Genomic DNA, 21,324 nt, shown 5'->3' with positions numbered 1-21,324 from the left:
AATAATTTATGAAAAATGAACTTCTGCGGATTGGTCCATTTACGATCTATGGGTACGGACTGATGATCGCCATTGGAATTCTGGCAGCTTATTTTACCGGAGAATACAGGGCAAAAAAGCGGAAACTGCCCTATGAACACGTTTTTTATCTGGTGGTATGGTGTGTAGTGGGAGGATTCCTGGGCGCCAAGATCCTGTATTGGATTACAGAATGGAAAAGTATCCTGGAAAATCCGGGGTTCCTGAGTGCTACTCTGACCGATGGCTTTGTGGTATTTGGTGGAATTGTTGGTGGAATTTTCACGGCGTATGTATATTGCAGGGTGAAAAAACTGGATTTTCTGAAGTTTTTTGATACGTTAATGCCTTCTGTAGCGCTTGCACAGGGATTTGGAAGAATTGGGTGCCTGCTGGCAGGATGCTGTTACGGAAAAGAAACGTCCGGTGCTTTTTCCATTACGTTTCATACGTCTGCTTTTGCACCAAATGGGGTGGCGCTGGTTCCTACGCAGATTTATTCCAGTATTCTTGACTTTCTTCATTATGGTTTGCTGCTCCTGATTTTGAGAGGCCAGAAAAAAGATGGAGAGACAGCGGCGGCATATCTGATTTTTTATAGTGCAGGAAGATTTGTGCTGGAGTTTTTCCGCGGGGATCTGGCAAGAGGAAGTGTGGGAGTGCTTTCTACGTCGCAGTTTATTTCGGTCTTTACATTTTTGGCAGGAATTGTGATGTTGGTACAGAGAAAACACACTTCAAGTCATTGAAATGAAAAATAAAGCATACTCTTAAATGAAAAAGCTTTAAGGGGCAGTTATGGAAAAGAAAGACGCGGGCAATTGGGGTATGCAGGAGTCAGTTTCACCGGCACAGGACGAGATGTATGCGGATTTTATTGTAAAATATATGGGCGATTTTCAGGAAGACCTGGGCGATGTCCCAGGTTTTAGTTTTCAGAAAATAAACGGGATTTACGGGGTGGTCTATGCACCCTTGACAGAAATTGGAACGTTGAATATCAATACGTATTCCTACAGTTTTATTCCAAAATGTTATACGCATATGGATCTTGGAAGCCTTAGTGCTTCCGGAATTACCCGGCTTCAGGAACATCCCTACCTTCAGCTGAAAGGAAGCGGAACAGCTGTTGCGGTTGTGGATTCCGGAATTGACTATCGGAATCCGGTTTTTCAGAACGAAATGGGCAGCAGAATCCTCTGTATCTGGGATCAGACCTTACAGGGAGATGGGAAGGAAGTGCCTTATGGTCGTATCTTCTGGAAAAAGGATATTGATCAGGCACTGGCTTCCGGAAATCCTCTGGAAATTGTGCCCTCTGTGGATACGGATGGCCATGGAACCAGAATGGCTGCTATTGCGGCTGGAAATTATTTTCCTGAGGAGAATTTTTCTGGAGCCGCACCAGAAGCTATGCTGATCATTGTGAAAGTGAAGCCTGCAAAAAAATATCTCCGGGAGTTCTATCTTTTCCCTGCAGAAGCGGAGCTTTTTCAGGAAAATGATATTATGATGGGAATGGATTTTGCAGTGCGCATTGCGAATGACAGAAGAATGCCTCTTTCCCTGTGCCTTGGAATTGGCAGCAGCCAGGGAGCACATATCGGGAAAAATCCACTGAGTCTTTATGTGGATTATATTTCCCAGTATTCGCTGATCTCAGTTTCCATTGCAGCTGGAAATGAGGGAGCGGCAAGACATCATTACGCAGGCCGTCTTACAGACAGAGAAAACCAGGCGTCGGTGGAGCTTCGCGTAGGAAACAAGGAGCCTGGTTTTACCATGGAATTCTGGGGCGAACCGCCGGAAATTTATAATCTTTCTTTGCAGTCTCCTACAGGGGAAATTCTGGATATCAGCGCTTCACTGGGGGAGGTGACGCAGGAATTATCTTTTGTCTTTGTGGAAACAAGGGTGAAGGTAAATTATGTTTCTATTGAGCGGCAGACCGGATACACGCTGGTATATTTTCAATTTATCCAGCCGGTACCTGGAATCTGGCGTATTTTTGTTAGAGGAAGAGATGGGCAGAATGTAGGATTTCATATGTGGCTGCCGGTTCAGGGGCTGATTTCGGAGGAAACCTATTTTCTGGAACCATCGCCTTATAATACAGTGACGGCACCTGGAGATTCACTGGAGAGTATTACCGTGACTGCTTACCAGTATCGTGACAACAGCCTGTATGTCCAGGCAAGCAGAGGCTTTATGCCAGATGGAAATGTAGTTCCACAGGTAGCAGCCCCAGGTGTCCAGATCCGGGTACCCCTGTTAAACGGTCTTTACGGAAATGCCTCCGGCACCAGCCTTTCTGCTGCTCAGACTGCCGGTGCGGCTGCACTTTTGTTCGAATGGGCGGTGATACGTGGGAATCAACCCTATTTTACCGGCTCGAGCGTGAAAAATTATATTACACGAGGTGCGGAGCGTGAAGAACGGATGCAGTATCCCAATCGGGACTGGGGATTCGGGAGAATGGATCTTTATCATACATTTGAGTTATTGGCGTGATAAAAAGCCTTGATAAAACTTGACACAAAATATTGATTCTTTGTATAATAAACCCATAAAATACGGTGAAAACCTTACGAAGAATGTTTTATCAGAGTAATTGATAGACATAAGAGAAAAGCTGTGAAAATAATCCGATTTAAAAGGAGAAGAATATGAGCCTGAAGATTGAAAAGAAAAATGAAGGAACAAAAGATACTGTAATGCTGTCAGGAAGACTGGACACAACCACAGCTCCTGAATTGGATGTTTTTGCAGAGAAGGAATTGGTAGATACACAGGAACTGGTGCTTGACTTTGCAGATCTGGAGTACATTTCATCTGCTGGCCTGCGTGTGCTTTTGAAATTGCAGAAGGTTATGAATAAAAAAGGAAGTATGAAACTGATCCATGTGGGAGAAGTTGTAAAGGAAGTCTTTGAGATTACAGGGTTTACGGATATTTTAACAATAGAGTAACACGCGTTGCAGGTCTGACAGGTTTTCAGGTGGTCAGAGAACTTACCATGTGAGGAACCGGTTCAGCGTGCATGTAAATAAAGGAATTCTGTGGTTCATACAGGATTCTTTTTTACATAGTTCAGAAAAAAAGGTATGGTTATCAGGCGGGATGGAAACAGAAGCCTTGGTGGCGTATGGGAAAGGAGCTGTGAAATTTGAAAAGTATTACAGTGGAAGCAAAGACAGAGAATGTAGATAAAGTTACGGAATTTGTAAATGAAGTGCTGGAAGAAAAGGATTGTCCGTTGAAGGTTCAGATGCAGCTGGATGTTGCCATAGATGAGATATTTGGAAACATTGCTTATTATGCTTATGGGAAGGGCAGTGGAAATGCCACAATACAAATTGAAATGGAAGATAATCCGCCGAAAATCACATTGACTTTCATAGACCAGGGAATTCCTTATAATCCACTGGAAAACAAAGATCCGGACATTACACTGGATATTGAAGACAGAGAAATTGGAGGGCTTGGAATTTTTCTGGTAAAGAAAACCATGGATGAGCTTTCTTATGAATACGCTGACGGACAGAATATTTTAACCATGAAAAAAGAACTGGTATAAGATTAAAAACAAAAAAGATAAATGTTTACAAAAATAGACTGACTTTTTTGTGAATATTAAATACAAATATTTTAAGCCAACCTAATTGTTTTTGTACGCCTTATTTGGTATACTGTATAAAACAAAAGAAAGCAGGAAAATATTATGAAGAGAGGCAGTATTTTTGAAACGGATGGTATCCCGCGGATACAGGAAGCCCTTCCTCTTGCGTTGCAGCATGTTGTTGCAATGATCGTGGGATGTGTCACCCCTGCCATTATTGTGGCAGGCGCAGCAGGGCTTGAGAATAAGGATCAGGTCATTCTTATTCAGGCAGCTCTGGTAGTTGCTGCGCTGTCTACTTTGCTCCAGCTTTTTCCCATTGGGAAGAAGTACAGGATTGGTTCAGGACTTCCCATCATTATGGGTGTCAGCTTCGCATACGTACCAAGTATGCAGGCCATTGCGGACGGGTACGGAATTGATACCATTTTGGGAGCCCAGATTGTAGGTGGTGTTGTTGCCGTTATCATGGGAATTATGGTAAAAAAGATTAGGGTATTTTTCCCGCCTCTGATCACAGGAACAGTGGTATTTACCATCGGACTTTCCCTGTATCCCACTGCGATCAACTATATGGCTGGTGGAACCTCTAATCCGGATTATGGCTCCTGGCAGAACTGGCTGGTGGCTTTCTTTACCCTTGCAGTAGTAACAGTCCTGAACCACTTTGGAAAAGGAATCTGGAAGCTTTCTTCTATTCTGATTGGTATGCTGGCCGGCTATGTGGTATCCATTCCATTCGGGATGGTGGATCTTTCAAGCGTGGGTAAGGCAAGTGTGTTCCAGGTACCACAGCCGTTGCACTTCGGAGTGCATTTTGAGATTTCTGCATGTGTAGCCATCGGACTGCTTTTTGCAATTAACTCGATTCAGGCAATTGGTGACTACTCTGCAACTACCATCGGTGCTATGAACCGGACTCCCAAGGATTCAGAGCTTCAGGGTGGTATTGTAGCTTATGGTATTACCAATATTCTTGGAGCCCTGTTCGGAGGACTTCCAACTGCAACATACAGCCAGAACGTTGGTATTGTTACCACGACCAAGGTTATCAACCGCTGGGTTCTGGGACTGGCAGCTGCGTTCCTTGGAATTGCCGGATTTGTGCCGAAATTTTCAGCACTTCTGACCACGATTCCCCAGTGCGTATTGGGTGGTGCCACAGTTTCCGTATTTGCATCTATTGCTATGACAGGTATGAAGCTGGTGGCTTCTGCAGAGATGGATTACCGTAATTCCTCTATCGTAGGTCTGGCTGCGGCACTTGGTGTGGGCGTTTCCCAGGCAAATGCAGCACTTGCCACACTTCCTGCATGGGTGACTACCATTTTCGGAAAATCTCCGGTTGTGCTGGCGACGATCATAGCAGTCTGTCTGAACCTGATCCTGCCCAAGTCAAGGGATGAGGAGAAAGAAGAGAAAATTTATGACAGCCAGGTTCAGGAGAAACTGGAAGACGATCATAAGATGTTTGGAAATGATCAGGAATAAGGCAGAAGAAATTATGGATTTTTGCTGATTGTGTGTGAAAAATAAAGAAAAAAGTAAGAACTCCTTTGTTCTGTAAGATCAGGTATTTTGAGCCTGGGTGCTAACTGATCTTATAGAGAAAGGAGTTCTTTTCTTTTTCGTGAGCCACAAGAAAAACATGTAGAATATGTTTCGCCCTGTTTAAATCATGATACCGTATAGGGAGATTCTCTGCAGGGTCTGAACTCAGAACGGCGGGGTTATTTTGTTACTGTTCACTGGTAACGCTATTTTCTGTATACGCAGACAGGAAGTCCGTCTTCGCCCATAGGCAGTTCTACATTTCCCTGAATCAGCGGACGTGCATAATGGATGAAATCCTCTGTCACGTCAGAACCGTCCTGGCTGATCCAGGAAAGGGGAACGGTTTTCTCCTCATTACAGATTTCATTGACATCCTCAAGTCCACATCTCATCTGGTAAACGCCCTTAGAGGTCTCCTGACGGATGAAAGATACCATTTTCCCAGTTTCGCCTTTCAGCGCAGCCTGAACGCCGAAAATACCGGCTGTAATGGCCTCCTGGCGATCCGTGTCAGAGAGCATGGAGGCACTGCAGCGCTGGCTTACATTCAGTTCAATGGAGCGGGCTTTCACGCCAAGTCGGCTTCGCACCAGGTTTTCCAGATATTTGCCGCAGCCTGCCAGCATTTTATGACCAAAAGTATCGGTGCCTACAGAATTGTCATATTCGCAGATAAAAGTTCCCTTATTATCATGAATGCCTTCGGAAACGCAGACAACAACATTACAGTTTTTTTCGAAGCAGGCTTCTGTTTTTTTCAAAAATTCTTCTGTATCGAAGGCTGTTTCAGGAAGATAAATAAGAAGCGGGTTATCGCCGGTATATTTGCGGGCGAGAGCGCTGGCTGCTGTGAGCCATCCGGCATGACGTCCCATGATTTCTACGATGGTCACGGATTTTTTCTCATAAACATTGGCATCCAGGGTGATTTCACGAACTGTGGAAGCCACATATCTGGCAGCACTGCCGAAGCCAGGAGTGTGGTCAGTATGCACAAGATCATTGTCAATGGTCTTCGGCTCTCCGATAATGCGGATGTCACTGCCAATCATGGCTGCGTAGCGGGAAAGCTTGCTCACAGTATCCATGGAATCGTTGCCGCCGATGTAGAAAAACCAGCCGATATTCATCTCCTCAAATTTGCGGAAAAGCTCTGGGTATACCGGATCTTCCAGAGATTCCGGAAGCTTATAGCGGCAGGAACCCAGGTAAGCGCCTGGGGTGTAGGTAAGATATTTCAGCTTTTCCCCGGGAAGTGCTTCTTCAAAGTCAAGGATGGTGCCCTTCAGAAATCCTTCAATACCGTTTATCATGCCGTAAACATGTCCGATTTCTTCCTGTTTTATGCCCTCAGAAACTACACCATAAAGGCTGCTGTTGATAACTGCAGTAGGTCCGCCGGATTGTCCGACGATCAAGTTCTTTTTTTCCATTTTAATGAAACCTCCTGTTGTTCTTAGCGCCTGTTTGAAAAAGGTTTGCTGCAAAATATACCGCAAATTGTGACGCGCATCTTGCTGGAATGATTTTTCAAAAACACGCTTTGGTATTTTTATTATAACAGGAGAGAGCGTATGTGGCAAATGAGAAAAATACGATTGTGGGAAAAGGCAGGATGGATTATAATAAGAAGCAGGGAAACTGCAAGAAAGCTGGGATTATATATGGAAGAAGAGCGTGATATGCGGTATGAAAAATTCCAGACAACAGGACAGGAGCGGATTCGGCTTGCCTGCGCTTTGGAAGGATTTTTTTTAACAAATGAGTGCGAAGAAGAGAAAAAAACTGCCTATGGCCAGTATCTGAAGCGAAGAATCCGTCCTGCTATGGAAGCTTTGATCTGGGAAGAGAACGTGGGAAAAATGGAGCTCTTGGAGAGTTTTGGCTGGTTTGGAGCAGAAGAACTGGAGAATTTTATCTGTACTGCCAGAAGAGAGCGAAAGCTGGAGAGCCTGGTGTGGCTGATGAGGTTAAAGGATCAGAAATACGGATATAAAGAGAAAAAATTTGACCTTTAGCAGGAAAGAAAGCGAAACTATGCAGGATAATAAAGAAAGAAAAATGTCTGAAAATACAGGCAGTTTCATAAAGAAAAAAAGGCAATACCAGGAAATGGGAATGAAAATCCTGCATACCTGCAGGAGTGAAATCTGTGCAAGATTTCCATTTTTTTCTTATGCATCAGCAGCCCTTTCGGCGGTCGTGGAGACAAAAATGTTTCCGAACAGCATGGAAAATGAGAACTCTTCGCAGTCCTGGATCCATGGAATTGGAACTGATGGCGAGAGGATAATAGCAGACCCTGTATTCCTGATCTATACGTGGGCAGAGAAGCCAGAAAGGCTGAAAAGAGGCTGCCTGCACATGTTGTTTCACTGTCTTTATCAGCATCCTTTTTCTGACAAAAAGATGGAAGAAAGATTATGGAATGTGGCCTGTGATCTAGCTGTGGAGCTTCTGATCTGGAAGAATATTCCGGAAAATTTATGGCAATATTCGTCAGAAGAACTGCAAAAAAGAAAACAGATTTTTGAATTTTTTAAAGGCAGAAATTGCTCTGCCCAGGTACTTTATCAGCTTCTGAAACAGGAAAAACTCCCTTTTAATATTGAAGAGCTGGAATCTCTTTTTTCCTTTGATGATCATTCCCTATGGAGTGTAAATCCATGGAAAAGGGAACAAAAGCGGAGCAGATGGGAAAAGATTCTTACATATACCACCCTTGGAAGGGAGAGGCAGAAGCATCGGATTGGAGCAAGTCCTGGAAGTAAAGAAGAGGAATTGGAGGAACTGTACAAAAGTCGATATGATTATCGGAAATTTCTCCGAAAATTTGCTTTTCCCAGGGAAGAAATCCAATTGGACGAGGATAGCTTTGATTATATTTTTTATAATTTTGGAATGGAGCAGTATGGAAATTTGCCGCTGATCGAGCCGTTGGAATACAAAGAAGTGAATCGTCTGGAGGAATTGGTGATCGCCATTGATACCTCTGGTTCCTGTTCCAAGGAGCTGGTCCGGAGATTCCTTGGAGAGACCTACCAGATCCTCAGCACCCGGGAGAATTTTTTTAAGAAAATGAAAGTATATATTGTCCAATGTGACTGTTGTATTCAGTGGTACCAGGTGATCCATTCAGAGGAAGAATGGAAAGAATATATGCAGAAGATAACCATACAGGGACGGGGTGGAACCGATTTCAGGCCTGTTTTTGAACTGATCAGAAAGGAACAGGAGAAGCGGGAATTGCGGAATTTGAAGGCTTTGATCTATTTTACTGACGGAGATGGGATTTATCCGAGACAGAAACCGGATTATGAAACGGCTTTTGTATTTGTGAAAAAGACGGAAAATATGAGACTTGTGCCGGACTGGGCTTATAAACTGGTTATCGGCGAAAGGATAAAAATATGAATATCAAAGACGCAAAAAATGAGATTATCCATACCCTTGCTGCTTATCTGAAAAAGGACGGGAATGGAGCTTATACCTATCCTTTGGTACGGCAGCGCCCAATCCTTCTGATTGGTCCTCCGGGAATCGGGAAAACTGCTGTTATGGAGCAGGTTGCAGCCGAATGCAGAGTGGGCCTTGTGGCTTACACCATCACGCATCATACTCGTCAGAGCGCAGTGGGACTTCCAAAAATTGTGACCAGGAATTACGGCGGTATGGAAATTGATATAACAGAATACACCATGAGTGAAATTATTGCTTCTGTGTATGAGTACATGGAACAAACGGGAAAAAAGGAGGGAATCCTTTTTATAGATGAGATCAATTGCGTGTCAGAGACGTTGGCCCCGGCTATGCTGCAGTTTTTGCAGAACAAGACCTTTGGAACCCATAAGGTACCGCAGGGATGGATTATTGTAGCTGCTGGCAATCCGCCTGCATACAACAAATCTGTCCGGGAATTTGACATTGTTACGCTGGATCGTGTAAGAAAGATTTCTATACAGGCAGATACAGATGTATGGCTGGAATATGCAGGGGAAAAGGGCATACATGGCGCAATTTTGTCCTATCTTTCCCTTAAAAAAGAGAATTTTTATATGGTGGAAAATACAGTAGATGGCAAGTTTTTTGTGACTGCCAGAGGTTGGGAGGATCTTTCCGAAATCCTGAAAAGCTATGAGGAACTGCAGGTGGAAATTGGAGAGGAACTGATTGGAGAATTCCTTCAAAAAGAGGAAATTGCAAGAGATTTTGCCGGTTATTACAGACTGTATGAGAAGTATAAATCTGATTATCAGATACAGGAAATTCTTGATGGAAATGTAACTTCCGGGCAGCTGAAGACTTGTTGCGATATGGGAAAAAAAGCATCTTTTGAAGAACGCTTTACTGTAACTGAAATGCTTCTTGAAGCTGTGACAGAAAGAATTTCAGTCTTTCAGAAAACAGATGAAAAGACAGAAAAACTATACGAAAATCTTAAATTTCTGAAGATTTTTTTGCAGGAAAAGAACAGCGTAGAAGCTATGGAACAGTTTATTGCTTCCAGAAGAAAAGCGCTGGATGCGAAAATCTGTTCAGAGCTTCTGACAGCAGAAGAAGCTGCAAGGGAAGAGGAACAGATCAGAATTCTGGAAGAGTATTTTCTCCAATTGAAAGAGCTGCATATTTCCGGCGTGACAGAAGGAATAGAACAAATCGTCGAACGGTTTGGAAATGTTTGCAGATTACGAAACGAGAAACTTGAGGAAACGAAGAAGATGCTGGAACATGCCTTTTCTTTTCTGGAGGAATGCTTTGGGGAAGGACAGGAATTGCTGTTGTTTGAAACCGGTCTGACAGGAGATGACAGATGCAGTATTTTCATCTCTCAGTATGGCTGTTCTTCTTATTTTAAACATTGTGAACTTTTGCTTTACAGCAAAAAAGAAAATGAGTTGAGGAAAGAGTGCAGGGATTTGCTGGAAGAATAAGTGAAGAATGTAGGAATTACTGATGCTGAAGGTATGGCGTGTATAATAATCTGAGCACGAAATCATGCTTTGCATGATCTCGCGCCGCAATCCTGAGACAGAGATTGCAGGAAAATTTTATAGCCTATATAATATAGAGAGATTTTAAAAGTTTGATATATGCGAAACTTCAGATTGTGTGAATAATATTGGTAGAAGGAGGTTGCCATGAGCGAAGATAAGAAACCCAAAAAGAAGAAAAAAGCAGGAGATATATTTCTCACAATTGTACTGATTGCTGCAATCTGTATATTTTGCTACGCGGCATATAATCTTTATCACATTTATACAGAGTATAAGAAAGGCTCAGATGAGTATAATGCGATTGCCCAGATGGCGGTGACAGAGCGTGATCCGGATCAGGACAGTACCAGTGACAGTGAGGAAACAGCAGGACCAGACGGACCGACTCTGAAGGCCCCGCTGGATATTGATTTTGATTCTCTTCGAAGCATTAATACAGATGTAATCGGCTGGATCTATGTGGAGGCACTTGATGGTGTCAGCTATCCGGTGGTAAAGGGAACTGACAATGACCAGTATCTTCATATGACTTATGAGAAGAATTATAATTTTGCCGGAACTATTTTCATTGATTATGAGAATAAGGCAGATTTCAGTGACTGCAATACGCTGGTATACGGTCACAATATGAAGAACGGGACTATGTTTGGACAGCTGAAGAATTTCAGTAAGGATGATTCTGCTTACAATAAGAGCAAATATTTCTGGATCTTTACCCCGGAGAAGATTTACCGGTATGAGATTATTTCTGCGTACACCACAGCGGTAAACAGTGATACATATACACTGTTTAAGGGACCTGGACAAGAGTTTGTAGATTATATGAATAAAATAGTCTCCTATTCTGATGTTAAGACTACACCAGGTGAGCTGGGCGTAGACGACAAGATCGTTACCCTTTCCACATGTACCGGTAATGAGTCTACTCGTTATGTGGTTCAGGGAAAAAGAGTGGATACTTTGGATGTAGTGAAGAAATCTGACAGCACGAAGCAGACAGGTGATAATTAGAACCGGATCTTCGTGAAAAAGCATGCAAACCCGTAAATGGCCGGGAAATTTCTGCAGAGCTGCAGAGGGACTTTGAGAGAGGTATCAGAAAGCATATTACTGTAAAAGGTGTACCGTATAATGATTGGAGGAATGGACATGAGTAAGGAAGTGGAAAGGCTTCAGGAGCTGATCGACCAGTACGATAATATTGTATTTTTCGGAGGAGCAGGAGTTTCTACGGAGAGCGGGATCCCGGATTTTCGAAGCCAGGACGGACTTTATAATCAGAAGTATGATTATCCGCCGGAAACTATTTTAAGTCATACCTTTTTCATGGGTCATCCGGAGGAATTTTATCGTTTTTATCAGGACAAGATGCTATGCGATACAGCGAAGCCGAATGCAGCTCATCTGAAGCTGGCAGAGCTGGAAGAAGCTGGAAAGCTGAAAGCAGTTATCACCCAGAATATTGATAATCTGCATCAGATGGCAGGTAGTAAACATGTACTGGAGCTTCACGGAAGTGTATACCGGAATTACTGTATGAAATGTGGAAAATCCTATGACTTTAAATATATGAAAGCAGCGGAAGGGGTTCCAAGGTGTTCCTGCGGCGGAATTATCAAGCCGGATGTGGTTCTTTATGAAGAAGGACTGAATGACCGCACCATCAATGAGTCTGTGCGTGCTATTTCCCAGGCGCAGGTTCTTATTATAGGAGGGACGTCCCTGGCAGTTTATCCCGCGGCAGGATTGATCGATTACTTTTCCGGAGAACATCTGGTAGTGATCAACAAGTCCCCGACGCCAAGAGACCGGTATGCAGATCTTTTGATCAAGGAGCCTATCGGACAGGTATTTTCTCAGATAAAAGTAAAAAAATAGTATGCTTGAAAAAGGTTCTAAAGCAAAAATGAAGCAGGTAAATAAGGAGTTTATATATGGCAGCAGTTGTTTATGAAGTTGGAGATATTGTTACATTGAAGAAGGGTCATCCATGTGGCAGCAAAGAATGGGAAATCTTAAGAGTAGGTGCAGATTTTCGCCTGAAATGTATGGGCTGTGGACACCAGATCATGGTACCGCGGAAGATGGTGGAGAAAAATACAAAAAATCTTCAAAAAAAGGAAAAATAATGCTTTACAGCCTGAAAAAAGTATGTTAGAATCAAAAATCGTGATATATAAAATATCCTTGCTCTTTGACAGGCAAAGGGCCAACAGACCATAAGGAGGTAAGACAAGCATGAACAAGTACGAGTTAGCATTAGTTGTTAGCGCAAAAATTGAAGACGAAGTACGTGATGCAGTAGTTGAGAAAGCTAAAGGATACATCACTCGTTACAATGGCGTTATCACAGACGTTGAAGAATGGGGTAAGAAGAAATTAGCTTACGAGATTCAGAAAATGCATGAAGGCTTCTACTACTTTATTCAGTTTGAGGCAGACGCACAGTGTCCGGCAGAAGTAGAAAGACATGTACGTATTATGGACAACGTATTAAGATACTTAGTTGTCAGAAAAGACGCATAATCTTTTTGCATAATCGGATTTAGAAAGCACCATTAAGAGCCCGTTCACTTAGTATATTAAGAGAGGTAAGAAGAATGAACAAAGTAATTTTAATGGGACGCTTAACAAGAGATCCTGAGGTAAGATATTCCGCAGGAGAGAATGCACTGGCAATTGCCAGATACACATTAGCGGTAGACAGAAGATTCCGTCGCGACGGAGAAGCAAGTGCTGATTTCATTCAGTGTGTTTCTTTTGGACGTACGGCAGAGTTTGCTGAGAAGTATTTCCGTCAGGGACTGAAGATTGCCGTTACAGGTCGTATTCAGACCGGAAGCTATACCAACCGTGATGGACAGAAGGTTTACACTACGGAGGTTGTTGTGGAAGATCAGGAGTTTGCTGAGAGCAAGGCTTCCAGCGATAGTTATGCTGCTTCCCATCCGCGCACAAGTGCACCGGAGGCATCCATGCCGAATCCGGGAACCGCTGCAGAGGGCTTTATGAACATTCCGGATGGCATTGACGAGGAATTGCCATTTAACTAGAGCTTAGCTCTTAGAACTGAATAAAACAGGAGGAAAACCAACATGGCTTACAATAATAGAAGCGAAAGACCAGATTCTCCAATGAAGAGAAGAGGCGGCCGCAGAAGAAAAAAAGTTTGCGTATTCTGTGGTAAAGAGAATAACGAGATCGATTACAAGGATGTAGCAAAATTAAGAAAATATGTTTCCGAGAGAGGAAAAATCCTTCCTAGAAGAATCACAGGAAACTGCGCGAAACATCAGAGAGCTCTGACCGTTGCTGTTAAGAGAGCACGTCATCTTGCTATGATGCCATACATCCAGGACTAATTTGGAAGTGTTTACCGCCATCCGGAAGGATGGCGGTTTTTCTATCTAGAGCGTGTTTGAAAAATCATTTCCGCAATCTGCATGCCCCACTTTGCGGTATATTTCACCCGAATTCGGTTGCCGTAGCCCACTACGGCGCCCTCATCCGGGCAAAATCTCCCACAAATTGTGACGCACATCTTACAGAAAGCCTTTTTCAAACACGCTCTAATCTTCTATGGAAAAATCCTCAGAAATCTGTTATACTATCTGGCAAAGGCGTATTTTGCCTGTCACTATGTAAAAGGTACCTGAAGATTTGTAAGTGAGGATAAACTTATGAATAAAAAACTGAAATTCAAGGGATCCATGAAGCAGTTCATGAGGTGGCCACTGTATCTGACCATTCTTCTTATATGGCTGGATATTCTTATTTTTATGATAAGTGTGAAAGCAGGAATTCTTGCTACACTTGGAATTGTGGTATATATTGTGGCAGCACTTCTGCTTACCCGCTTTCACAGGCCGCTGATTCTCAATGATCTGATCGCGTTTGCCAATCAGTATGAATCTCTTGAGAAGCGTCTTCTGGATGATCTGGCTCTTCCCTATGCCATTATGGACACCAATGGAAGAATGATCTGGTCTAACAAGGTGTTTGCAGAGCTTACCGGGAAAGAACAGCTGTATAACAAGCACATTACCACTATTTTTCCGGAAATCACACCGGATAAACTGCCTGTACCTGAGAAACAGGAGATCACAGAGATGAGCACCAACTTTGGAGACAGGATCTATCGTGTTTCCATGCAGCTGGTTACTATGAAAGATGTGGTAAATGAAGCCCGTATTCTGGAAAATGTGGATGCAGACATTAATCTTGTGGCAATGTTTTTTTATGATGAGACAGAGCTTCAGGAATATATTCAGAAGAATGAGGATGATAAGCTGGTAGTTGCCCTGGCATATCTGGATAATTATGAAGAAGCTCTGGAAGGTGTGGAAGAAGTCAGAAGATCCCTTCTGATCGCACTGATCGACAGGAAAATCACCAAGTATTTTTCCAATTTTGACGGACTTGTACGCAAGCTGGAACGGGATAAATACTTCCTGATCATGCGTCAGAGTTCCCTGGAAGCATTGAAAGAACAGCGTTTTCATATTCTGGATGAAGTTAAGACGGTCAATATTGGTAATGAAATGGCAGTTACCCTAAGTATCGGTATTGGTCTGAACGGCGCAAACTATCTGCAGAATTATGAATATTGCCGTATTGCCATTGAGATGGCTCTTGGACGCGGTGGTGACCAGGTAGTAATTAAGAATGGAGATTCCATCGCCTATTTTGGCGGAAAATCCCAGCAGGTGGAGAAAAATACCCGCGTAAAGGCCAGAGTGAAGGCACAGGCTCTGAAAGAGTTTATGAGCACCAAGGATCGTGTTGTGGTTATGGGACATAAGATCACAGATGTAGATGCCCTTGGGGCTGCAATCGGTATTTATCGTGCAGGAAAGACCCTTGGCAAACCGGTCCATATTGTAGTAAATGATCCGACCACATCCATCCGTCCGTTGATGGCAGGTTATATCAATAATCCGGATTATGAGCCTTCCATGTTTGTAGATTGTGCCCAGGCAAAGGATCTTGTGGATAATAATACAGTTGTGGTTGTGGTGGATACAAACAAACCAAGTTATACAGAGTGTCAGGATCTTCTTTATCTGACCAGGACAATCGTGGTGCTGGATCATCACAGAAGAGGCAGTGAAGTGATACAGAACGCAGTACTTTCCTATGTGGAGCCATATGCATCCTCCACATGTGAGATGGTTGCTGAGATCCTTCAGTATTTTGACGAGGATCTGCGTCTTCGCAGCCTGGAAGCGGATTGTCTGTATGCAGGTATGGTAATTGACACCAATAATTTTACTACACGCTCCGGCGTGCGCACTTTCGAAGCAGCTGCTTATCTTCGGAGAAATGGCGCAGATATTACAAGAGTCCGCAAAATGCTTCGGGATAACATTGATGCATATAAGGCAAGAGCGGAAGTTGTCCGCACTGCCCAGATTTACAGAAATTGTTTTGCAATAGGAAGATGCCCCAGCGAGGGGCTGGAAAGTCCTACAGTAGTAGGTGCCCAGGCCGCAAATGAGCTTCTGAATATTGCAGGTGTGAAGGCTTCTTTTGTTCTTACTCCATATAATAATGAGGTGTATGTAAGTGCCCGTGCCATTGATGAGGTCAATGTGCAGGTTATGATGGAGAGAATGGGCGGCGGAGGTCATCTGAACATTGCCGGAGCCCAGGTGAAGGCTACAGAAGATGAGACAGAGAAAATGATCAAAGATATTATAGATCAGTTATACCAGGAAGGAGAATTCAAAGAATGAAAGTAATTTTACTGGAAGATGTAAAAGCCCTTGGAAAAAGGGGAGAGATTGTAAACGTCAGTGACGGATATGCAAGAAACATGATCCTGCCGAAGAAGCTTGGACTTGAGGCAACTCCAAAGAACTTAAATGATCTGAAGCTTCAGAAGGCAAATGAAGAGAAAGTTGCCCAGGAGAATTTAGAAGCTGCCAGAGCTTTTGCCAAGAATCTTGAAGATAAAGAGGTTATTCTTACTCTTAAAGTGGGAGAGGGCGGAAGAACATTTGGCTCTGTTTCCACAAAAGAAATTTCAGAAGCTGCCAAGAAACAGCTGAATCTTGATATAGAGAAAAAGAAACTGGTACTTCCAAACCCGATCCGCAATCTTGGCGTAACAAATGTACCGGTTAAGCTTCATCCTAAGGTAACCGGAAGCCTGAAAGTATGGGTAAAGGAAGAGGCATAAGGGCTACTGTGAAGAAGTGTAAACAGTAATGCATAAAGCTGCAGGAGAGGATGTTTTTTACGAAATGGAAGAAGCATTGATCAAGAGGATACTTCCTCACAGCATTGAAGCGGAACAGTCCGTTATTGGTTCCATGATCCTGGACCGTGATGCCATTCTGGTAGCATCAGAGATTCTTACAAGTGATGACTTTTACCAGAGCCAGTATGGTATTATTTTTGATGCCATGGTGGAGTTATGTAATGAAGGAAAGCCGGTGGATCTGATCACTCTTCAGAACCGTCTGAAAGAGAAGGAACTTCCACCAGATATCAGCAGTATGGAATATGTAAGAGATCTGATTTCTGCAGTTCCCACTTCTGCCAACGTAAAGTATTATGCCAATATTGTCAGCGAAAAGGCTGTCCTTCGAAGACTGATCAAAGTGAATGAGGAAGTGGAAAATGCCTGCTATATGGAGAAAGAAGGCACACAAATGATCCTGGAGGAAGCGGAGAAGAAATTGTTTAATGTTCTTCAGAGACGCTCCAGTGATGAGTTCGTGCCTATCCAGCAGGTGGTTTTGAATGCGGTGAACAATATTGAGAAAGCTTCCAAGATGAAGGGAACGGTAACTGGTATTCCTACCGGTTTCGTGGATCTGGATTACAAGACCTCCGGAATGCATGCTTCAGACCTGGTGCTGATCGCAGCCCGTCCGTCTATGGGAAAAACTGCTTTCGTTCTTAATATTGCCCAGTATATGGCATTTCGTAAGGACGTTACGGTAGCGATATTCAGTCTGGAGATGTCCAAGGAGCAGCTTGTAAACCGTCTCCTTGCCATGGAATCTCATGTGGATTCCCAGAATATGAGAACTGGTAATCTGAAAGACGAGGATTGGACCAAGCTGGTGGAGGGTGCAGATATTATCGGACGCTCTAATCTTATTATTGATGATACCCCCGGTATTTCCATTTCCGAGCTGCGTTCCAAGTGCCGAAAATACAAATTAGAGCACAATCTTGGAATTATTATGATTGATTATCTTCAGCTGATGAGTGGAAGCGGACATTCTGATTCCAGACAGCAGGAAATTTCCGATATTTCACGTTCCCTGAAAGCACTTGCCCGTGAGATCAGCGTTCCGGTCATTGCACTTTCACAGCTCAGTCGAGCTGTAGAGCAGCGCCCGGATCACAGACCTATGCTTTCTGACCTGCGAGAGTCGGGAGCTATTGAGCAGGATGCTGATATGGTAATGTTTATCTACCGTGATGATTATTATCATAAGGATACGGAGAAAAAGGGAATTGCTGAGATCATTATAGCGAAACAGAGAAACGGTCCTATTGGTACCGTTGAGCTGGTATGGCTGCCTCAGTATACACAGTTTGTAAATATGAAAAAATAAGGAAATGCTGATTGATTATGGTATTTCTTCGAAAAGGCCGGCATGTTATGTCGACCTTTTTTTCTTGCATTTGAAAGACCTTTTGTTATAATAAAAACAGTGAATTATGCTATTGTCCATACGGATGCTGTCTGGCAACCAGACCGATTTGTTTTGTGGACAGCAACAATTTCATGAGGAGGGGTAGTATGGAAAAATGCTATACCGTGGCTGAGACTGTGAAGCTGACAGGGGTGAAATCTTATGTCCTTCGTTACTGGGAGGATGAACTTTCCCTTCCTATTCGCAGAAATGAGCTGGGGCATCGCTGCTACACCCAGGATGATATTCAACTGTTTTTAAACATTAAAGAACTAAAGAACAGAGGCTTGCAGCTTCGGGCGATACATGATCTTCTTCCAAAGCTTACAAAAAAAGAAGGAATGGAAGTAATCGTGCCGGAAGAAAAGGATAAAATACATTTACTGGAATCTGAGAGTATAGAAAAAGAAGAGAAGGAAACAAGAGATACGCTTCGGGAAGAACTGCTGGAGAATGTTCAGAATTTTAAAGCGGAGCCAGATAAAAAGATTTTGGAGTTTCAGGAAATATTAGAACGTCTGATTACTCAGGAGCTTCATGCCCAAAAAGAAGGAGAAGACAGGTGGCGCACTCTGGATGCAGCCATCAGGAGACAGCAGATGGCAAGAAGAGAAGCGGCTGCATCTTCGGAGAAGAAGGGAAAAAAGAAAAACGGAGTGTAGAATGTGTTTGAAAAAGGGGAGCTCCATAGGAAGCTCCCCTTCATGCTATCATCACTTATGTGGGAAAAATCAACCCTCGCTGATAGCGCCTGTAGGACAGGCATCAGCACAAGTTCCGCAGTCCATGCAGGAATCTGCATCGATTACGTAATGATCATCTCCCTGAGAAATAGCACCTGCTGGGCACTCGCTCTCGCATGTTCCACAGCTTACGCACTCGTCAGAAATTACATATGCCATTGTTATATCCTCCTTTAATCTCTTTAGTTCCCTTATGATTACTGGTCACAGAGTGAACAGAAACCCTTTCTGGGATATGAGTCTATTCTAATATATATGTCAAAGGATATCAAGTACAAAATTATAAACAAAATTTTAGAATTGTGACGGTTGCGCAAATGTGTATTTGGTATTATAATAGTGAAACGTGGAGAGTTACTGCCGGATTTGATGTAATGGCAGGGAATTTTTTACGAGAGAAGCAGTTGCTGGTCAGGCATGAACAGTAACTCGATATAAAAAAGGAGGAAACAGATCATGGCACAGGTGACAAAAGATATGCTGATTGGTCAGCTTCTTCAGTTAGATCCTAATATGGCTGGTATTCTTATGGCATCCGGTATGGGATGTGTAGGATGCCCATCCGCGCAGATGGAATCTCTGGAGGAGGCTGCTATGGTACACGGAATTGATGCTGACGTTTTAATGCAGCAGCTGAACGATTATCTTGCAGGCCGTTAGTATATAGGTTCTTGACGGGCTGTTCCGGTTGAGAAGGTAACCCCGACAGAGTATATACGAACTTATAATAAAAAGGACTGGCGATTTGCCAGTCTTTTTTAATACGGTTTTAGCCTGCTTAAAATGTCTGCGCAGCGTGCAGGCATTTTGGAATTGTCAGGCGGAGAATCCTGCAGGCAGGATTCCTTTTATTTCAGATTTTTGCAAGCTGCTGCAAGGCTTTGCGGGAAATAAGCTCACCATGTTCCTTTAAATGAGCCTCTCCGGCAGCAGTAAAAGCGCGTCCGCTGCCGTATTCAGAAAGAATATTGCATACTTTATTGAATTCTTCTGCTGTGCAGGAGGTTTGATGTACAATTAGCTGGTAAAGGGAATTCTCATCCTTGTAAAGGGTATTAACTCCTTTATAGAATCCATCCAGTCCATGTGCGGCAGCAATGACATCATCCAGAGTATGGAAAGTATAAAGCCGTATCAGGTTTACAGAAACCTTCCGGGTATTGGAAACAGATTCAGAAGCTTCCTTATTTCTGGAAGTACTGGAAGCTCCAGATTCTTTGGCCTCCTTGTTACTGGAAGAAGCTCCTTGAGAGGCTGCTTTCTGTGTCTCCTCATATAATTTCTGGAAGATATCGATGATATTATCAGCACCATCGAAATGAAGGGTATCCTGCTTGGTCTTCTTATATGGTGAAAATTTGGAGAAACGAGTGTCAAGTTCTTCGGGATCCTCTACCTTGGTAACAATCAGAATGACACTTTCACCGTTCACGGGAATTGCCTCGATCATCAGCGGGATGTTATCAGCTTCAAAGCCAAATTCAATCTGAGCCTGCTGCATCATTTCACGGAAAAGCTTCTTGGCTTTATCTGTGCCGTAGGCAAGCTCGCTGATACGGATCTGGTGGCTGTCCAGATCTTCCTTTGTAAGAGTGCAGCGGATTTGATTGTCACTGATTTTTTCTATTTTCATATGATCACATCCTGTTCTTGGAAATAGTGTTTATTATTAAAAGATTACCATAATCAGTTGTTAATGTTCACTTCGCGAACAGCAACACGCTTCGCGATGCACAGAAATCATACATTCGCATGATTTTGCGCCGGGTTTCCCAGGTTTTCTGTGAACTATATTCACAAAAACACCTCGCGGAACACTACCAGTGAACAGTAACAATCAGCTATCTTGATTCCTCATTGTATAATATATGTTTCAAAAGTGCAATAGGAAAAAAACAGGTAATTTCAGTTGCAACTTATTAAATTTTTCGAAACAGAATGGAAAAAAAGAATAAACTGGTAAAAATCTATTGCATAATGGAAAATGAATCCGTATAATGGGGAACAAGAAAAAAGAAATGGATCTGTGACTCACAAGCAATTGAGAACAGAGATAACACAGATTCGTATTAAATATTAACATTAACATCTATTTTTTCTAAAAACAGCGTCGATTTATCATGCAGCGTATCAGCTGGGGCGGTGTTTGCATTCCCTGAAGATGAAATGAGCTCACATTCCGTCTCTTTTTTCTGCAAAATGATTCAGGTGTTTTCTGAATCCATAAAGGAGGAAAGGAGGTTAGGACACGAAGCGTATATCACGATCAGGAAAGGAAGAATCCTGCAGATCGCTGGAGGGTGAGCTGAATCAGTATGAAGAACTGGGAATTGCTCTTTATCTGGAAGGGCTGCCCAGTGATGCCAGAGCCATTGCAAAAGCCTGTCAGATTGCAGATGGCGGAGGATATATGCGGGATTATACAGAGGACGAGAATGGGCATATAGCCCGTGTGGATTTCGATTTTGTAATCGATGATCAGCAGTTGTAAGCCATGAATATTCAGTACATACCGGAATTTCTTCAAGACCAGCAGTTTCCCCCTACTCATGCTTTGGCAGGAAGAAATTTCCGGTGCTGCTGATTGCAGGAATGATTCTAGTACATCGAATATTAAGTAACTGCCATATTGACTTGTCTGATTTTTCATCTGCTGCGTTGTCGTCAGTCGCCGTAGCCACCGCTACGCCTCCTTCCTCCGCCTTGCATATGAGAAAATCATCCTACGTCAATATAGCAGA

24 protein-coding genes and 1 pseudogene are annotated in these 21,324 nt (G+C 43.1%); 20 read left to right on the top strand and 5 right to left on the bottom strand.

All coding sequences use genetic code 11. The annotated features are described in order from the left end of the window. Positions 1–8: 8 nt before the first annotated feature. From I2D69_RS13560 to I2D69_RS13540, 5 genes are all read left to right on the top strand, one after another. Positions 9–767, top strand: coding sequence for a prolipoprotein diacylglyceryl transferase (locus tag I2D69_RS13560; protein ID WP_195380051.1), 759 nt, complete (start codon positions 9–11; stop codon positions 765–767). A 49-nt stretch (positions 768–816) separates the two neighbouring features. Beyond that, complete coding sequence (locus tag I2D69_RS13555) at positions 817–2,529, top strand: S8 family peptidase (RefSeq protein ID WP_195380050.1); 1,713 nt, start codon at positions 817–819, stop codon at positions 2,527–2,529. Between the two features lie 155 nt (positions 2,530–2,684). Further along, positions 2,685–2,987 carry an STAS domain-containing protein gene (locus I2D69_RS13550; protein ID WP_195380049.1) on the top strand — a complete coding sequence of 101 codons (303 nt, stop codon included), beginning with the start codon at positions 2,685–2,687 and terminating at the stop codon, positions 2,985–2,987. Positions 2,988–3,184: 197 nt separating this feature from the next. Next, entirely contained in the window at positions 3,185–3,595 is a 411-nt protein-coding gene (locus I2D69_RS13545) for an ATP-binding protein (protein WP_195380048.1), read from the top strand. Positions 3,596–3,739: 144 nt separating this feature from the next. After that, on the top strand, positions 3,740–5,128 hold the full coding sequence (locus I2D69_RS13540; RefSeq protein WP_195380047.1) for a nucleobase:cation symporter-2 family protein: 1,389 nt from the start codon (positions 3,740–3,742) through the stop codon (positions 5,126–5,128). A gap of 266 nt (positions 5,129–5,394) precedes the next feature. Here I2D69_RS13540 and I2D69_RS13535 read toward each other — a convergent pair whose 3' ends face one another. Then, positions 5,395–6,624 carry a 6-phosphofructokinase gene (locus I2D69_RS13535; RefSeq protein ID WP_195380046.1) on the bottom strand — a complete coding sequence of 410 codons (1,230 nt, stop codon included), beginning with the start codon at positions 6,622–6,624 and terminating at the stop codon, positions 5,395–5,397. Positions 6,625–6,765: 141 nt separating this feature from the next. On the opposite strand from I2D69_RS13535, the gene I2D69_RS13530 reads away from it, so the two are divergent. The 9 genes from I2D69_RS13530 (at position 6,766) to rpsR (ending at position 13,547) form a co-directional block, all read left to right on the top strand. Next, positions 6,766–7,209 (top strand): hypothetical protein, encoded by a 444-nt coding sequence (locus I2D69_RS13530; protein WP_243243826.1) that lies wholly within the window; start codon positions 6,766–6,768, stop codon positions 7,207–7,209. A gap of 196 nt (positions 7,210–7,405) precedes the next feature. Next, positions 7,406–8,605, top strand: coding sequence for a VWA-like domain-containing protein (locus I2D69_RS13525; protein ID WP_243243825.1), 1,200 nt, complete (start codon positions 7,406–7,408; stop codon positions 8,603–8,605). Then, the gene (locus I2D69_RS13520; RefSeq protein ID WP_195380045.1) at positions 8,602–10,122 is read left to right on the top strand and encodes an AAA family ATPase; all 1,521 of its coding nucleotides are present in this window, start codon (positions 8,602–8,604) and stop codon (positions 10,120–10,122) included. Before I2D69_RS13525 ends, I2D69_RS13520 begins: the two co-directional genes overlap by 4 nt. A 207-nt stretch (positions 10,123–10,329) precedes the next feature. Next, positions 10,330–11,196, top strand: coding sequence for a class B sortase (gene srtB, locus I2D69_RS13515; RefSeq protein ID WP_195380044.1), 867 nt, complete (start codon positions 10,330–10,332; stop codon positions 11,194–11,196). A gap of 138 nt (positions 11,197–11,334) precedes the next feature. Beyond that, positions 11,335–12,063, top strand: coding sequence for an NAD-dependent protein deacylase (locus I2D69_RS13510; protein WP_148463153.1), 729 nt, complete (start codon positions 11,335–11,337; stop codon positions 12,061–12,063). A gap of 56 nt (positions 12,064–12,119) precedes the next feature. Then, positions 12,120–12,314: a DUF951 domain-containing protein gene (locus tag I2D69_RS13505; protein ID WP_173715669.1), complete on the top strand. Its 195-nt coding sequence runs from the start codon at positions 12,120–12,122 to the stop codon at positions 12,312–12,314. Positions 12,315–12,423: 109 nt separating this feature from the next. Next, positions 12,424–12,711 (top strand): 30S ribosomal protein S6, encoded by a 288-nt coding sequence (gene rpsF, locus I2D69_RS13500; RefSeq protein ID WP_195380043.1) that lies wholly within the window; start codon positions 12,424–12,426, stop codon positions 12,709–12,711. Between the two features lie 74 nt (positions 12,712–12,785). Continuing rightward, positions 12,786–13,238 carry a single-stranded DNA-binding protein gene (locus I2D69_RS13495; protein WP_118583680.1) on the top strand — a complete coding sequence of 151 codons (453 nt, stop codon included), beginning with the start codon at positions 12,786–12,788 and terminating at the stop codon, positions 13,236–13,238. A 42-nt stretch (positions 13,239–13,280) separates the two neighbouring features. Continuing rightward, positions 13,281–13,547, top strand: coding sequence for a 30S ribosomal protein S18 (rpsR, locus tag I2D69_RS13490; protein ID WP_118583682.1), 267 nt, complete (start codon positions 13,281–13,283; stop codon positions 13,545–13,547). A 41-nt stretch (positions 13,548–13,588) separates the two neighbouring features. Here the strand turns inward: rpsR and I2D69_RS21140 are convergent, their stop codons facing one another. After that, a complete protein-coding gene (locus tag I2D69_RS21140; protein WP_320055017.1) occupies positions 13,589–13,726 on the bottom strand; it encodes a DUF6783 domain-containing protein in 138 nt (45 codons plus the stop codon). Here I2D69_RS21140 and I2D69_RS21135 point away from each other — a divergent pair. From I2D69_RS21135 to I2D69_RS13470, 5 genes and pseudogenes are all read left to right on the top strand, one after another. Further along, positions 13,664–13,855: pseudogene (locus I2D69_RS21135) on the top strand (DUF6783 domain-containing protein); the annotation flags it as partial. The gene I2D69_RS21140 and the pseudogene I2D69_RS21135 sit on opposite strands and share 63 nt — an antisense overlap. A 10-nt stretch (positions 13,856–13,865) precedes the next feature. Further along, on the top strand, positions 13,866–15,920 hold the full coding sequence (locus I2D69_RS13485) for a DHH family phosphoesterase (protein ID WP_195380042.1): 2,055 nt from the start codon (positions 13,866–13,868) through the stop codon (positions 15,918–15,920). Next, complete coding sequence (gene rplI, locus I2D69_RS13480; RefSeq protein WP_195380041.1) at positions 15,917–16,366, top strand: 50S ribosomal protein L9; 450 nt, start codon at positions 15,917–15,919, stop codon at positions 16,364–16,366. The genes I2D69_RS13485 and rplI overlap by 4 nt, the downstream gene beginning before the upstream one ends. A 64-nt stretch (positions 16,367–16,430) precedes the next feature. Further along, positions 16,431–17,759, top strand: a complete 1,329-nt coding sequence (dnaB, locus tag I2D69_RS13475; protein WP_118583698.1) for a replicative DNA helicase — start codon at positions 16,431–16,433, stop codon at positions 17,757–17,759. Positions 17,760–17,947: 188 nt separating this feature from the next. Then, positions 17,948–18,502, top strand: coding sequence for a helix-turn-helix domain-containing protein (locus I2D69_RS13470; protein WP_173770160.1), 555 nt, complete (start codon positions 17,948–17,950; stop codon positions 18,500–18,502). Positions 18,503–18,571: 69 nt separating this feature from the next. Here the strand turns inward: I2D69_RS13470 and I2D69_RS13465 are convergent, their stop codons facing one another. Further along, positions 18,572–18,742, bottom strand: a complete 171-nt coding sequence (locus tag I2D69_RS13465) for a 4Fe-4S binding protein (protein WP_118583690.1) — start codon at positions 18,740–18,742, stop codon at positions 18,572–18,574. 297 nt (positions 18,743–19,039) lie between these two features. On the opposite strand from I2D69_RS13465, the gene I2D69_RS13460 reads away from it, so the two are divergent. Continuing rightward, positions 19,040–19,243, top strand: coding sequence for a DUF1858 domain-containing protein (locus I2D69_RS13460; protein WP_195380040.1), 204 nt, complete (start codon positions 19,040–19,042; stop codon positions 19,241–19,243). Positions 19,244–19,436: 193 nt separating this feature from the next. Here the strand turns inward: I2D69_RS13460 and I2D69_RS13455 are convergent, their stop codons facing one another. Both I2D69_RS13455 and I2D69_RS13450 read right to left on the bottom strand, forming a co-directional pair. Continuing rightward, complete coding sequence (locus tag I2D69_RS13455; protein ID WP_195380039.1) at positions 19,437–20,216, bottom strand: adaptor protein MecA; 780 nt, start codon at positions 20,214–20,216, stop codon at positions 19,437–19,439. A gap of 910 nt (positions 20,217–21,126) precedes the next feature. Further along, the gene (locus tag I2D69_RS13450) at positions 21,127–21,264 is read right to left on the bottom strand and encodes a hypothetical protein (RefSeq protein WP_195380038.1); all 138 of its coding nucleotides are present in this window, start codon (positions 21,262–21,264) and stop codon (positions 21,127–21,129) included. Positions 21,265–21,324: the final 60 nt, after the last annotated feature.

The sequence above is a fragment of the Ruminococcus sp. D54t1_190329_F1 genome (assembly GCF_015551645.1).
Classification (GTDB): Bacteria; Bacillota; Clostridia; order Lachnospirales; family Lachnospiraceae; genus Blautia_A; species Blautia_A faecis.
This window is presented reverse-complemented; position numbering and strand designations above follow the sequence as displayed.